The organism is Mesorhizobium sp. WSM4847 (assembly GCF_055811335.1).
On sequence record NZ_JBVVPY010000005.1, the window covers coordinates 73,998 to 88,328 of the forward strand.

The following is a 14,331-nucleotide window of genomic DNA, read 5'->3' on the forward strand; positions in this document are numbered from 1 at the left end:
TCTATAGCGAAAAACGAAAGCGGTGAAAAGGCATGGGGCGGCTAACGAAAAATGCATGCGTCCAAAGACAAACCTCGACGCAACTTCGCCGACCAATTCAGGCCAGCCGGCGGGAGATTTCGGTGATGACCCCGAATGCGGTGTCGACATCCGCCGCCGTCGTCTCGAACTGGCCGACCTGAAAGCGGATCGCGACCTGCCCGTCCACCCGTGTCTGCGTCAGGTAGATGCGGCCATCGTCGTTGATCGCGTTGACCAGCCGCAGGTTGTGTTCGTCCGAATCGGTGCCGGCCGCCCGATGCCGGAACGAGAACAGCGACAGCATCGGCTCCGAGGCGATCTCGAAATCCGGTTCCCTGGCCAGCCGCTCGGCCAGCCCTTCGCTCCAGGCGACATGGTTGCGGATCATGGTCCGCAGATTTTCCAGCCCGTGGGCGCGCAGCAGGAACCAGAGTTTCAGTGCGCGAAAGCGCCGCCCGAGCGGCACCGACCATTCGGAATAGTTGATGATGCCGTCGCGCCCATGCGTCTCCAGGTAGTCCGGTTTGATGGCCAGCGTCCGCACCAGGTCTTCCGGCCGGCGGATGAACTGCACCGAGCAGTCGAACTGCGCGCCCAGCCATTTGTGCGGGTTGAAGACGATGGAATCCGCCTGCTCCACGCCCGCCCAGAAATGCCGGTATTCCGGACATATCATCGCCGATCCGGCCCAGGCGGCATCGACATGCAGATAGAGGCCGTGCCGTTTCGCCACCGCGGCGACGCCGGCGATATCATCGGTGCCGCCGGTGCTGGTGCCGCCGACGCAGGCGATGATGCCGGCCGGCAGCATGCCCGCCTGCCGGTCGGCAACGACAGCCGATTCGAGAGCTGCGACATCCATGGCGCGAAAGCGGCCGGCAACCGGAATACGCACGAGATTGTCCTCGCCGACGCCCGACACCCAGATCGCCCGGTCGATGGAGGTGTGGACCTGATCGGAAGAATAGACGCGCAATATCGGCTGGCCTTGCAGGCCCTTCTTGTTGCCCTGCCAGTCGAGCGCGCGCTCGCGCATGGTGAGCACGGCGGCGAGCGTCGCCGACGATGCCGAATCCTGCATGACGCCGGAAAACCCTTCCGGCAGGCCAAGCGCCTGACGCATCCAGTCGACGACGCGCGTCTCGAGTTCGGTCGCTGCCGGCGAAGTTTGCCAGAGCATGCATTGCGCGGCCATAACCGAGACCAGATATTCGGCCACCACCGAGACCGGTGCGGCATTGGCCGGGAAATAGGCGAAGAAGCGCGGATGCTGCCAATGCGTCATGCCGGGCAGGATTTTGCGCTCGAAGTCGGCGAAGATTGCCTGCATCGTTTCGCCATGTTCCGGCGGCGAGACGTCGATGCTTCTGGAGATTTCGCCCGGTTCGACGAGCGGCCGCACCGGTCTTTCGCGAAGTGTGCTCCTGTAGTCGGCACCCCATTCGGCCGCGCGGAGCGACCATTCCCGGAATTCGTTGCTATTCATCTTGCTCTCCGTCGCATCGGGCCTAGCGATCAAAGAGCACGAAAAACGGAGGCTTTCACTCGGGAAAGTCAGGCAGGCTCGCAAAAGCAGCCTTCAGTGCATTCGACCAGCCGTCCGAGATCGTCCGATAATATTGGTCGTCCTGGGCGATCCGCTTCTTCAGGCTGACCTTGAAGGCGTCCTTTTCGTAGAACAGCAGGTCGAGCGGCAGACCGACCGACAGGTTCGATTTCAGCGTCGAGTCGAACGACACCAGCAGCAGTTTCACCGTCTCGGCGAAACTCATCGCCTTCTCATAGGCGCGGATGATGATCGGCTTGCCGTATTTGGTCTCGCCGATCTGGAAGAACGGCGTGTCTTCGGTCGATTCGATGAAATTGCCTTCCGGGTAGATCATGAACAGCCGCGGCGCGCTGCCCTTGATCTGGCCGCCGAGGATGAAGGAGGCATTGAAGTAAGAATCGGCCTTTTCGCCCGCCGGCGACGAACTGGCGATGACTTCCTTGACGGTGTCGCCGACCAGCCGCACCGTCTGGTACATGGACGGCGTTTCAAGCAGCGTGGCGTGGCGATCGGCCACCGCCTTGGTGCGCTCGTCGAGCAGGCTGACGACAGCTTGCGTCGTCGCCAGATTGCCGGCCGACATCAGCACGATGACGCGCTCGCCCGGCTGCTCCCAGACATGCATCTTCTTGAAGGTAGAGATCGAATCCATGCCGGCATTGGTGCGCGTGTCCGACATGAACACGAGCCCGCGATCGATCTTCAAGCCGACGCAATAGGTCATCGAATCCCTTTGGCAGCAAATCTTGCCGGGGATTACTGCTCCACGGTGACGGTCACCGCAAGCTGTTCTTCCGCTTGTCCCAGTCGAATTCCTGAAACGGGCGTGGCATCGCGGTAATCACGGCCGGTTGCCACCTTCACATAGCGTTCGTCGGGCGAAATGCCGTTGGCGACGTCGAACGCGACCCAGCCAAGGCCCGCAACATGCGCTTCGGCCCAGGCATGGCTCGCCGCCTGCTCGACCGCCGCATCCATCATCAAATAGCCGCTGACGTAGCGGGCCGGAAACCCCATGGCCCGCGCGGCGGCGGCAAAGATGTGGCTGTGGTCCTGGCAGACGCCGGTCTTGAGCGCCAGCGCGTCCTCGGCCGGGGTCGCCGCGTTGGTGGTGCCCGGCGTATAGGCGACGCGCTCGCCGATCACCGCCATCAGCCGGTGCAACCTTTCGATATCGGCCCCCTCGCCGACCGAGGCCGCGAGTTCGCGAATACCGCCGCCTATCGTGGTCAACGGCGTTTCCTGGCCAAACAACCACAGCGGCGCGAAGCCCTGATGTGGCCCGCTGACGCCTGATGTGTCGCGTGTCACCACCTCGCCCGATGCCTCGACGGTGATGAAATCGCGCTCACCTTCGACGCTCAAAAGCCGCGTGTCGTTGCCGAAATGGTCGGTGAAGCGCACCTCTTCGCGTGCCCCTTCGATCTTCAGCGCCCAGGACAAGACGGTCTGTGTCGGTCCGCTCACTGGAAGCAGCCGCAGCCGCTGTAACAGATAGTGCACCGGCGCATCGTAGCGGTACTCGGTCCGGTGAGTGATCTTCAGCCGCATTGCTCTCGTCCCCTGAGCATGATCTTTCCCGGAAACCGGCTTCCACTTTCCGGGATCATGCTCAATTAAACCTGTAGTCCTGCGCGATCTCGTCGCCGAGCCTGATGTTGTCGCGGATGAAATTGGCCAGGAATTCATGCAGGCCGGCGTCGAATATGTCCTTGATCGAGCCGGCGGCCAGCATGGCCTGGGTCTTGCCGGCTGTCACATGACAGGCATGGCGCTCACCATAATCGTCGCCCAGGAATCTGAGATGCTCCGTCAGGAAACGGTAGCAGAAGGTCAGCGAGCGCGGCATGCGAACGTTGAGGATCAGATAGTCGGCAATGTTGCTCGGCTTGTAGTCGGCCTCGTAGACCCAGCGATAGGAGCGATGCGCCGACACCGAACGCAGGATCGATTCCCACTGGTAGTTGTCGAGCGTGGAGCCGACCCACGAGATCGACGGCAACAGCACGTAGTATTTCACGTCCAGGATGCGCGCCGTATTGTCGGCGCGTTCGACATAAGTGCCGAGCTGCGAGAAATCGAAGATCTCGTTGCGCAGCATGGTACCGTAGAACGAGCCGCGGATCAGTGCCGTTTCGCGCTTGATCGCGTCGAGCACGCTGGGTAGGTCGCGTTCGTCGATCGGCTTGGCCAGCATGCGCTTGAGCGACATCCAGGCTTCGTTGATGCTCTCCCAGGTCTCGCGCGTCAATGCGGTGCGCACCATGCGGGCATTGTTACGGGCCGTTTCGATCGACGTCATCGTGCTCGACGGGTTGGATGTGTCGCGCAGCAGGAAATCGGCAACGTTGGCGGCGGTATAGTCCTGATATTTCTGCGTGAAGGCGGCGTCCGAACCGGCACTGAGCAGCACCGAATTCCACTCTTCGGAAGCGTTCTGGGTTCGGGTCAGCGCCATGCGCAGCCCGGCATCGACCAGCCGCGCCATGTTTTCCGCCCGCTCGATGTAGCGGTTCATCCAGTAGAGCCCGTTGGCGGTGCGGCCGAGAAGCATTCTACGCGGTCCTTCGGACGGTGAGTAGTGAATGGTGAATGGTGAATGGCCAAATTTTTCCAGGGCACGACGCCGCGTGCTTCACTTCAGGGCATTTCACCAACATCAACGACATGTCATCCTTATCTATTCACTATTCACTATTCACTATTCACTATTCACTATTCACTATTCACTATTCACTACTCGCTTTTCCCTACTCTCTACTTCCCACTCTAATCATCCAGCACCCAAGTATCCTTCGTTCCGCCGCCCTGGGACGAATTGACCACCAGCGAGCCTTCCTTCAGCGCCACACGCGTCAGCCCGCCCGGCACGATCTGGATGCGATCAGATACCAGCACGTAGGGCCTGAGATCGACATGGCGCGGCGCCAGTCCCTTGTCGGTCAGAATCGGACAGGTCGACAATGCCAGCGTCGGCTGGGCGATGTAGTTCGACGGTTTTGCCGCGAGTTTCTTGGAAAAATCCTCGCATTCCTTCTTGGTTGCCGCCGGCCCGACCAGCATGCCGTAGCCGCCGGAGCCATGCACCTCCTTCACCACCAGCTCGTCGATATGTTCGAGCACGTATTTCAGGCTGTCCGGCTCCGAGCAACGCCAGGTCGGGATGTTGCCGAGGATCGCTTTACGACCGGTGTAGAATTCAACGATCTCGGGCATGTAGGAATAGATCGCCTTGTCGTCCGCGATGCCGGTTCCCGGGGCATTGGCGATGGTGATGTTGCCGGCACGGTAGACATCCATGATGCCCGGCACACCCAGTGCCGAGTCCGGACGGAAGGTCAGCGGATCGAGGAAAGAATCGTCCACCCTTCGATAAAGCACGTCGATCTGCTTGTAGCCTTCGGTCGTGCGCATCGCGACGTGGCCATCGATGACGCGCAGATCCTGCCCCTCGACAAGCTGCACACCCATCTGGTCGGCAAGGAAGGCATGTTCGAAATAGGCGGAGTTGAAGCTGCCCGGCGTCAGCACGGCAATGGTCGGCGCGCCCTTGGTGCCTTGCGGCCGCACTGCCGCCAGCGACTGGCGCAAGAGCTGCGGATAGTTTTCCACCGGCCGCACCTTGATCTGCTGGAACAGCTCGGGAAAGAGCTGCATCATCGTCTCGCGGTTCTCCAGCATGTAGGAGACGCCGGACGGCGTGCGCGCATTGTCCTCCAGCACGTAGAATTCGTTCTCGCTGATGCGAACGATATCGACGCCGATGATATGGGTGTAGACGCCGGCCGGCGGCCTCACTCCGATCATCTCCGGCAGGAATGCCTCGTTCTTGGCGATCAATTCCTTGGGGACGCGCCCGGCGCGCAAAATCTCCTGGCGGTGGTAGATATCGTCGAGAAAGGCGTTCAGCGCCTGGACGCGCTGCTCGATGCCTTGCGTCAGCCGTCGCCATTCATTGCCGGAAATGATGCGCGGAACGATGTCGAAGGGGATAAGGCGCTCGGAGGCTTCCTGCTCGCCATAGACGGCAAAGGTGATGCCGGTCTTGCGAAAGACGCGTTCGGCGTCCTGCATCTTTTCGGTAAGCCTGGCCGGATCCTGCTCCTTCAGCCAGCGATCGTAAGCCGAATACGGTTTTCTCAATCCGGAGATTTCCGGAAGCATTTCGTCGAACGCTGCCAATCGCTTACTCCCTGTGAGGCCATTTCACTGGCGTCACCGGAGAAAATCAAGCGCAATCGGTGATTTGGAGGATGTTGGCGATCAGTATGTCGCGACCTGCCTAAAATTAGGGCAGCGCCGATATGGCTGGGTCAGGCTTTGCCTTGTGCCCGGGCAGGTGGCAGGCGTCGCTCAGAGACTGTTTCGAAATTCGCTCTGGCGAGTCATATGGTGGTGGTTTCGAGAACCGGCGAGCAGCGGACATTAGAGCGCCGCGCGTCCAATTGGACGCGCAAAGGACGCTCTAACACACTGCATTTGCGCATGATCCTTTCCGGAAACCGAAATCGGTTTCCGGGGTCATGCGCTGGTCCGTGAGCACCGGAAGCGCAGAAAACGCCATCAGATGGCCGCCAGAGTAGAGTTTCCAAACGGTCTCTCAGAACGCCCGGAAGGTGACGACCGTAAACGTGTCCTTGATGCCGGGAAGAATCTGCACCTTCTCGTTGACGAAGTGGCCGATGTCTTCATCGTCGTCGACATAGAATTTGGCGAGCAGATCGTAGTCGCCGGCTGTCGAGTAGATTTCCGAGGCGATCTCGGCATCGGCCAATGCGCCGGCAACGTCATAGGACTTGCCCAGATCGCACTTTATCTGCACGAAAAATGCCTTCATTGCCCGATCCTGCTCAGCTTGCCCGCTTAGGCCGCCCTTGTGGCAGACTGCCGCCCGGCTTTCAAGCATCAGGACAGCGCTCAGGCAGAAACCGACCTGGGGGAAGCCTTAGTGCAGCCAAACGGCGGATGTACGCGGGCGCTGAAACCGTGCATCTCTGCTGAGCACCTGAGGGCTCGATCACATCGCCGGGATATCGCCCCTAGCCCAGCCCTCGGAAATCTCTGCCGCCCGCGCCTCGAACGCGCCGGCTTCGATGGCGGCACGAATATCCTGCATCAGCTTCTGGTAGTAGGAAAGATTGTTCCAGGTCAGAAGCATCGCTCCCAACGCCTCTTGCGAGCGGACCAGATGATGCAGGTAGGCGCGTGAATAACCTCTGGCGGCCGGGCAGTCGCTCTCCTCGTCCAGCGGCCGCCGATCGTCGGCATGGCGGGCGTTGCGCAGATTGACCTTGCCGCGCCTTGTATAGGCGAGGCCATGACGGCCGGCGCGTGTCGGCATCACGCAATCGAACATGTCGATGCCGCGCGCCACCGATTTCAATATGTCGTCGGGCGTGCCGACACCCATCAGATAGCGCGGCCTGCCCGCCGGCAGCTCCGGGCAGGTGATGTCGAGCATTTCGAGCATCACCGCCTGCGGCTCGCCGACCGCCAGCCCGCCAATCGCGTAGCCCTTGAGGTCCATCGCTTTCAGCGCCTGCGCCGAGCGCAGCCGCAGGGCCGCTATGTCGCCGCCCTGGACGATGCCGAACATCGCCTTGCCCGGCTGGTCGCCGAACGCCGTCCTGCAACGCTCGGCCCAGCGCAGCGACAGCTCCATCGCCCGCTCGATCTCCTTCTCCATGGCCGGCAGCGCGGTGCATTCGTCGAGCTGCATCTGAATGTCGGCGCCGAGCAGTCCCTGGATTTCGATCGAGCGCTCGGGCGACATCTCATAGGCGGCGCCGTCGATATGGGAGCGGAAGGTGACGCCCTTTTCGGTCAGTTTCCTCAGCTTCGACAGCGACATCACCTGGAAGCCGCCGCTGTCGGTCAGGATCGGGTGCGGCCAGCGGGCGAATTCATGCAGACCGCCAAGCCGCGCCACACGCTCGGCGCCCGGCCGCAGCATCAGATGATAGGTGTTGCCAAGGATGATGTCCGAGCCGACGCCGCGCACCTGATCCATATACATGGTCTTGACCGTGCCGCCGGTGCCGACCGGCATGAAGGCCGGCGTACGGATTTCTCCGCGCGGCATGGTGATGGAGCCGCGCCGCGCTTTGCCGTCGGTCGCCAGAACCTTGAAGGTGAACGCTTTAGTCATTGAATTCCTTGTTCTATACCGGGCGCGCGTCCATCGTTCTCCTGCTTGAGCAGCAGACTTGCATCTCCGTAGGAGTAGAACCTGTAGCGATTCTCGATGGCATGCGCATAGGCCGCACGCATCGTTTCCAGACCGCAAAACGCCGAAACCAGCATGAACAGCGTCGAGCGCGGCAGATGGAAATTGGTCATCAGCATGTCGGCGGCCTTGAAGCGATAGCCGGGTGTGATGAAGATATCGGTCGGACCCGACCATCCAGCCAGCATGCCGTCCTTCCGCGCGGCGCTCTCCAGCAGGCGTAACGATGTCGTGCCGACGGCGATGATGCGCCCGCCACGCGCCTTTGCCGCGTTCAGCGCCCTGGCGGTTTCCGGACTGACCGAACCGATCTCGGCATGCATCTTGTGATCGGCGGTGTCGTCGACTTTCACCGGCAGGAACGTGCCGGCGCCGACATGCAGGGTGACGAAGCGCCGTTCGACGCCCTTGGCATCGAGGGCGGCGAAAAGCTCGGGCGTGAAATGCAGGCCGGCAGTGGGGGCAGCCACAGCCCCCTCGTCCCTGGCATATATGGTCTGGTAGTCGCTGCGGTCGCGTTCGTCGTCGTCGCGCTTCGAAGCGATATAAGGCGGCAGCGGAATGTGGCCGACGGCGTGCAGCGCCTCGTCGAGAAACGCACCTGAGAGGTCAAAACCAAGCAAAGCCTCGCCGGCCTCGCCTTTTTCGATCACCGTGGCATCGAGCTGGCCGAGAAAGCAGGAATTGGCGTCATGGCCGAAATGGATGCGGTCACCGGCGGCGATGCGCTTGCCCGGCCGCATGAAAGCCAGCCAGCGGTCCGGCGCCACCCGCATGTGCAGCGTGGCTTCGATTTGCGCCGCCGCTTCGCCGCGCCGCCTGATGCCCTTCAACTGTGCCGGAATGACCTTGGTGTCGTTGAAGACCAGCACGTCACCGGTCTCGAGCAGCGACGGCAGCTCGCGCACCGTCCGGTCCTCAAGTCCCTCACCCGGTCTGACAACCAGCATTTTGGCGCTGTCGCGCGGTTCCGCCGGTCGAAGCGCGATGCGCTCCTCCGGCAGATCGAAGTCGAATAGATCGACGCGCAAGAAAACCCCGCCTCAAAATTCCGGGCAGGTCACCGCCCAGGCGCCAACACCGTCGATGCTCAGCGTGCCGCCCATTGCGAAATTGGACTGTTCGCTGGCCTTGACCAGTCGCAATTTGGCTACGATCGAGCTGATGCCCTCATCGGTGAGATCGATCGCCATCTGCTGGTCGTCCTCGAATGCCTGTCCGACGATGACTTTCGTCGAACCCGGCTGACCGTCGGTGGTCCAGTTCCTGCCGCCGGCATCAAGCCATACGCGCGCAACCGCGATGACGGCAGTGTGCCCCATCAGGACGTCGATCGATGCCGCGTTGCCCTCAGCGCTGCAAACAATCGATTCTGTCGCCAGCGCCGGAGTAGCCGCCGCGACAAGCATCAGAGTGATCGCCGCGACAGCTCGGTAGGTCATTTTACGTCGGCCGCCACCTTCAGCGACACGATCTTGTCGGGATCCGGCACCGGCTCGCCGCGCTTGATCTTGTCGACATTGTCCATGCCTTCGATGACCTGGCCCCAGACCGTGTATTGGCGGTTGAGGAAGGCGGCATCGTCGAAGCAGATGAAGAATTGCGAATTGGCCGAGTTCGGGTTCTGCGAGCGCGCCATCGAGCAGGTGCCGCGGCCATGGTTGGCGTTGGAGAACTCCGCCTTCAGGTCGGGCTTGTCGGAGCCGCCGGTGCCGGCACGCGCCGGTGCGAAAGAGGGTTTGCTGGAATTGCCGAATTTCACGTCGCCGGTCTGTGCCATGAAACCGTCGATGACGCGGTGGAACACCACGCCGTCATAAGCGCCTTCGCGCGCCAGTTCCTTGATGCGGCCGACATGGCCAGGCGCCAGATCGGGAAACAGTTCGATGACGACCTTGCCCTTGGTCGTTTCCATGATGAGCGCGTTCTCGCGGTCCTTGATCTCGGCCATGTCAGAATATCCTTTTGAAATAAATGGGTTTACTTGCCGTCGGCGGCGATGCGCACCTTGATCATGCGATCGGGATCGGTGACGACCCCGTTCTGCGCCGCGTCGCCTTTCTTGATCTTGTCCACCAACTCCATGCCGTTCTCGACATTGCCGACGATGGTGTACTGGCCATCGAGCGGCGGCGCCGGCGCGAACATGATGAAGAACTGCGAATTGGCGGAATCCGGGTCCTGCGAGCGGGCCATCCCGACCACGCCGCGCTGATAGCGCTCGGTCTGAGAGAATTCGGCCGGCAGGTCGGGAAGATCGGAACCGCCGGTGCCGACAGCGTCGGCGCTGAAGCCGTTCTTCATGTTGCCGAACTTCACGTCGCCGGTCTGCGCCATGAAGCCGTCGATGACACGGTGGAAAGCGACGTTGTCATAAGCGCCCTGGCGCACCAGCTTCTTGATCTGCTCGACATGCTTCGGCGCGAGATCGGGCCTGAGCGCGACGGTCACGTCGCCGTCCTTAAGCGTGATGATTATCGTGTTTTCCGGATCGGCGGCGAACGCCGAAACGGAGGCGGTCACAAGACCGAAAAGAACGACAAAACAGGTGGCGAGCCTTTTGAGCTGCATGGATCTTTCTCCGAAAACCTTTGTTTCACGCATGTCGTTGCCCCAAACCGGGTTCCACGTTTGGGCGACATGCATTATTTCGCAAATTTGGCGGTGAGTGCGCCAGCCACGGCCGCCGGCACGAAGGGGCGAATGTCGCCGCCCATCGAGGCTATCTGACGGACAAGTGTGGCGGTAATGGTTCGCACCGAAGGGCTGGCGGGCAGAAAAACCGTCTGCAGTTCCGGCGCCATGGTCTCGTTCATACCGGCCATCTGCATCTCGTAGTCGAGATCGGTGCCGTCGCGCAGGCCACGGATCATGATCGAGGCGCCCTGCTTCCTGGCAGCGTCGATGACCAGCCCGTCGAAAGCGACGACCTTGATGCGCGCGCCGTCGCGGCCGAATTCGGCCTTCGTCGCAGCTTCGATGAGGCCGACCCGCTCCTCGAACGAGAACAGCGGTTTCTTGCCGGGATGAATGCCGATCGCTGCATAGACGGTGTCCGCCACAGCCAGCGACGCCTTCAGCACGTCGAGATGGCCGTTGGTCGGCGGGTCGAAGGAGCCGGCATAAAGGGCGATGCGTTCGGTCATGGCAGGTGCTTCTAGCGAGCCTCTCTCGCAAAGGCAAATCCGATCGGCGAGCCGCCAATGCAAGTCGCCGCAAACGCCTGCCTTCGGGGCCTGACCCGAGGTGCACAGCCGTTTGGAACAACGGCATCCACCCAAAACAGGACTTCAAAGCGCATCGCCTGAGCCACGGTAATCGCGATGCGCTTTGAGTGAACCTTTTGGCCGAGATGAACGACCAATGAATGGGCCGATCACGATGGCTTCACGCAGCCTTCATTAGATTGCAGCTTCAGAAGATGAAACCAAAATCCCATTTGATCGTTGCTAGGTGCAGGAGAACACGCACATGCTGATCTACATGCTCGCCACCGCAATGACCGTCGCCATGCTGATCGCCACCGTATTCGGGCTGCATCAGGAAGCAGAGCGCGTCCGCGCCAAGTCCAATGCCAAGCGATTCGGAGGCTTCGGTATCCGCAAGCCTTCACGCCACTTCTAGACCGGTCGCCCCCTGTTGACGGCGCCGGTCCATCGGGCCGGCATCGCCCATCAAGACCTACTCGGCGTTCAAGACCTACTCGGCGTTATTGTCCGAGCCAGCGCCTTCGATACCGGTATCCAGAGTTGCGTCGCCCTCGACACTCTCTTCGGCTTCCTCGTCCGACTGCGGTTCCGTTATCCGCTCCACCGAAACGACCTTCTCGCCGTCGGCCGTGTTGAAGATGGTTACGCCCTTGGTGGCGCGGCTGGCGAAGCGAATTCCGTTGACCGGCACCCGGATGACGGTGCCGCCATCCGAGACAAGCATGATCTGGTCGTCATTGCCGACCGGGAAAGTCGCCACCAGGCGGCCGATCTCAGCCACTTTCGACACATCGGTGGCGCGGATGCCCTTGCCGCCGCGCCCTATCTGGCGGAAATCATAGGAAGACGAGCGCTTGCCGTAGCCATATTCCGTCACCGTCAGCACAAACTGCTCGTGTGCCTTGAGGAATTCGTAGCGCTCGTCGGAAAGCTCCGTCTCCTCGCCGACCTCCTCATTGGTGAGCTGGAAGTCTTCGTCCTCGCCCGCCGCAATGCCGGCGGCGAGCCGCCGTTCGGCCGCCACCCGCTTGAGATAAGCGGCGCGCTCGGCCGGCGACGCATCGACATGTTCGATCACCGCCATCGAGATCACCCGGTCGCTGGCAGCCATGGCGATGCCGCGCACGCCGACCGAGTTGCGGCTCTGGAAAACGCGCACGTCGCTGACCGAGAAGCGTATGCACTGGCCGGAGCTTGCAGTCAGCAGCACGTCGTCATTGTCGGTGCAGGTCTCGACGCCGAGTATCTCGTCGCCCTCCTCTTCCAGCTTCATAGCGATCTTGCCGTTGCGGTTGACCTGGACGAAATCCGACAGCTTGTTGCGGCGCACCGTGCCGCGCGTCGTGGCGAACATCACGTCGAGCTCGCCCCAGCTGGTCTCGTCCTCGGGCAGCGGCATGATGGTGGTGATGCGTTCACCCTGCTCCAGCGGCAGCATGTTGATCAGCGCCTTGCCGCGCGACTGCGGGTTGCCGATCGGCAGGCGCCACACCTTTTCCTTGTAGACGATGCCGCGCGAGGAGAAGAACAGCACCGGCGTGTGCGTATTGGCGACAAACAGCCGGGTGACGAAATCCTCTTCCTTGGTCGACATGCCGGAGCGGCCCTTGCCGCCGCGGCGCTGCGCCCGATAGAGCGACAACGGCACACGCTTGATATAGCCGGAATGGCTGACCGTCACGACCATGTCCTCGCGCTGGATCAGGTCCTCGTCTTCCATATCCGCCCCGCCCTCGGACAGCTCGGTGCGGCGCGGCGTGCCGAACTCGTCGCGCACGGCGGCAAGCTCGTCCTTGACGATCTGCTGGATGCGCGCGCGGGACGACAAAATGTCAAGATAATCAACAATTTCCGCGCCGATCGTGTTCAACTCGTCGGCGATCTCGTCGCGGCCGAGCGCGGTCAGCCGCTGCAGGCGCAGTTCGAGGATGGCGCGCGCCTGTTCCTCGGACAGATTGTAGGTGCCGTCCTCGTTGATGCGGTGGCGCGGATCGTCGATCAGCAGGATCAGCGATTCGACGTCGCCGGAGGGCCAGCGCCGCTCCATCAACTGCTCGCGCGCCGTCTGCGGATCCGGCGCGCTGCGGATCAGCTTTATCACCTCGTCGATGTTGGCGACGGCTATGGCAAGGCCGACCAGCACATGGGCACGGTCGCGCGCCTTGCGCAGCAGGAATTTCGTGCGCCGGCTGATCACGTCCTCGCGGAAGGCGACGAACGCCTTCAGCATGTCGATCAGCGTCAGCAATTCCGGCTTGCCGCCGTTCAGCGCCACCATATTGGCGCCGAACGACGTCTGCAGCGGCGTGAAACGGTAGAGTTGGTTGAGGATGACGTCGGCGACCGCGTCGCGCTTCAGTTCGATGACGACACGGTAGCCCTGGCGGTCGCTCTCGTCGCGGATATCGGAAATGCCTTCGATGCGCTTGTCGCGCACCAGCTCGGCCATCTTCTCGATCATCGATGATTTGTTCACCTGGTAGGGAACTTCGGTGATGACGATCGATTCACGGTCGTTGCCGCGCGCCTCGACGTTGACGCGGCCGCGCATGACGATCGAGCCGCGGCCGGTCGAATAGGCGCTGTAGATGCCGGAGCGGCCGAGCACGATGCCGCCGGTCGGGAAATCCGGCCCTGGAATAATCTCCATCAGCGCCGGCAGATCGATCGCCGGATTGTCGATGAGGGCGATGGCGCCGTTGCAGACCTCGCCAAGATTGTGCGGCGGGATGTTGGTGGCCATGCCGACGGCGATGCCGCCGGAGCCGTTGACCAACAGGTTCGGAAAGCGCGCCGGCAGGACTTTCGGTTCGCTGCCGGACGCATCATAAGTGTCCTGGAAATCGACGGTGTCCTTGTCGATGTCTTCCAGCAACTCATGCGCGACCTTGGTCAGCCGCGATTCGGTGTAACGCATCGCCGCCGGCGGATCGCCGTCGATCGAGCCGAAATTGCCCTGCCCGTCGATCAGCGGCACGCGTAGCGACCAGTCCTGCGCCATCCGCACCAAGGCGTCGTAGATCGAGGCGTCGCCATGCGGATGGTATTTACCCATCACGTCGGCGACCGGGCGAGCCGACTTCACATATTTGCGGTTCCAGTGGTAGCCGCTCTCATGGGCGGCGTAGAGGATGCGGCGATGCACCGGCTTCAACCCGTCGCGCACGTCGGGCAGCGCACGGCTGACGATCACGCTCATCGCGTAATCGAGATAGGAGCGCTGCATCTCCTCGATTATGGATATCGGCTCGATGCCGGTGGGGCCGCCGTCAGCGCCGCGCGGTGTCTTCTGGTCGGTCAAATCAGGTCACAATCAAATCGGGAAT

Annotated in this window: 14 protein-coding genes; 1 reads left to right on the forward strand and 13 read right to left on the reverse strand. The window is 61.8% G+C overall.

Annotated features, from left to right (window positions below; all coding sequences use genetic code 11):
• Positions 1-97: 97 nt before the first annotated feature.
• From AC0L28_RS08575 to coaD, 12 genes are all read right to left on the reverse strand, one after another.
• Positions 98-1,507 carry a pyridoxal phosphate-dependent decarboxylase family protein gene (locus AC0L28_RS08575; protein WP_473476763.1) on the reverse strand — a complete coding sequence of 470 codons (1,410 nt, stop codon included), beginning with the start codon at positions 1,505-1,507 and terminating at the stop codon, positions 98-100.
• A gap of 55 nt (positions 1,508-1,562) precedes the next feature.
• A complete protein-coding gene (locus tag AC0L28_RS08580) occupies positions 1,563-2,294 on the reverse strand; it encodes a proteasome-type protease (RefSeq protein ID WP_023801179.1) in 732 nt (243 codons plus the stop codon).
• Between the two features lie 32 nt (positions 2,295-2,326).
• Positions 2,327-3,121 carry a transglutaminase family protein gene (locus AC0L28_RS08585; RefSeq protein WP_287062681.1) on the reverse strand — a complete coding sequence of 265 codons (795 nt, stop codon included), beginning with the start codon at positions 3,119-3,121 and terminating at the stop codon, positions 2,327-2,329.
• Positions 3,122-3,182: 61 nt separating this feature from the next.
• Entirely contained in the window at positions 3,183-4,124 is a 942-nt protein-coding gene (locus AC0L28_RS08590; RefSeq protein WP_473476767.1) for an alpha-E domain-containing protein, read from the reverse strand.
• Between the two features lie 215 nt (positions 4,125-4,339).
• Positions 4,340-5,752 (reverse strand): circularly permuted type 2 ATP-grasp protein, encoded by a 1,413-nt coding sequence (locus AC0L28_RS08595; protein ID WP_473476769.1) that lies wholly within the window; start codon positions 5,750-5,752, stop codon positions 4,340-4,342.
• A gap of 418 nt (positions 5,753-6,170) precedes the next feature.
• Positions 6,171-6,407 (reverse strand): Lrp/AsnC ligand binding domain-containing protein, encoded by a 237-nt coding sequence (locus AC0L28_RS08600; protein WP_027151945.1) that lies wholly within the window; start codon positions 6,405-6,407, stop codon positions 6,171-6,173.
• Between the two features lie 180 nt (positions 6,408-6,587).
• Complete coding sequence (tgt, locus tag AC0L28_RS08605; protein WP_473476771.1) at positions 6,588-7,718, reverse strand: tRNA guanosine(34) transglycosylase Tgt; 1,131 nt, start codon at positions 7,716-7,718, stop codon at positions 6,588-6,590.
• Positions 7,715-8,827, reverse strand: a complete 1,113-nt coding sequence (gene queA / locus AC0L28_RS08610) for a tRNA preQ1(34) S-adenosylmethionine ribosyltransferase-isomerase QueA (protein ID WP_473476773.1) — start codon at positions 8,825-8,827, stop codon at positions 7,715-7,717. The genes tgt and queA overlap by 4 nt, the downstream gene beginning before the upstream one ends.
• A gap of 12 nt (positions 8,828-8,839) precedes the next feature.
• Positions 8,840-9,238, reverse strand: coding sequence for a hypothetical protein (locus tag AC0L28_RS08615; RefSeq protein ID WP_128168119.1), 399 nt, complete (start codon positions 9,236-9,238; stop codon positions 8,840-8,842).
• Positions 9,235-9,747 carry a peptidylprolyl isomerase gene (locus AC0L28_RS08620; RefSeq protein WP_091593716.1) on the reverse strand — a complete coding sequence of 171 codons (513 nt, stop codon included), beginning with the start codon at positions 9,745-9,747 and terminating at the stop codon, positions 9,235-9,237. The genes AC0L28_RS08615 and AC0L28_RS08620 overlap by 4 nt, the downstream gene beginning before the upstream one ends.
• Before the next feature lie 29 nt (positions 9,748-9,776).
• The gene (locus AC0L28_RS08625) at positions 9,777-10,367 is read right to left on the reverse strand and encodes a peptidylprolyl isomerase (RefSeq protein WP_128168118.1); all 591 of its coding nucleotides are present in this window, start codon (positions 10,365-10,367) and stop codon (positions 9,777-9,779) included.
• A 74-nt stretch (positions 10,368-10,441) separates the two neighbouring features.
• Positions 10,442-10,942, reverse strand: coding sequence for a pantetheine-phosphate adenylyltransferase (gene coaD / locus AC0L28_RS08630; protein ID WP_027151950.1), 501 nt, complete (start codon positions 10,940-10,942; stop codon positions 10,442-10,444).
• Between the two features lie 325 nt (positions 10,943-11,267).
• Here coaD and AC0L28_RS08635 point away from each other — a divergent pair, with 325 nt between their 5' ends.
• Positions 11,268-11,420, forward strand: coding sequence for a hypothetical protein (locus tag AC0L28_RS08635; RefSeq protein WP_128168117.1), 153 nt, complete (start codon positions 11,268-11,270; stop codon positions 11,418-11,420).
• Positions 11,421-11,495: 75 nt separating this feature from the next.
• Here the strand turns inward: AC0L28_RS08635 and gyrA are convergent, their stop codons facing one another.
• Entirely contained in the window at positions 11,496-14,306 is a 2,811-nt protein-coding gene (gene gyrA, locus AC0L28_RS08640; RefSeq protein ID WP_128168116.1) for a DNA gyrase subunit A, read from the reverse strand.
• Positions 14,307-14,331: the final 25 nt, after the last annotated feature.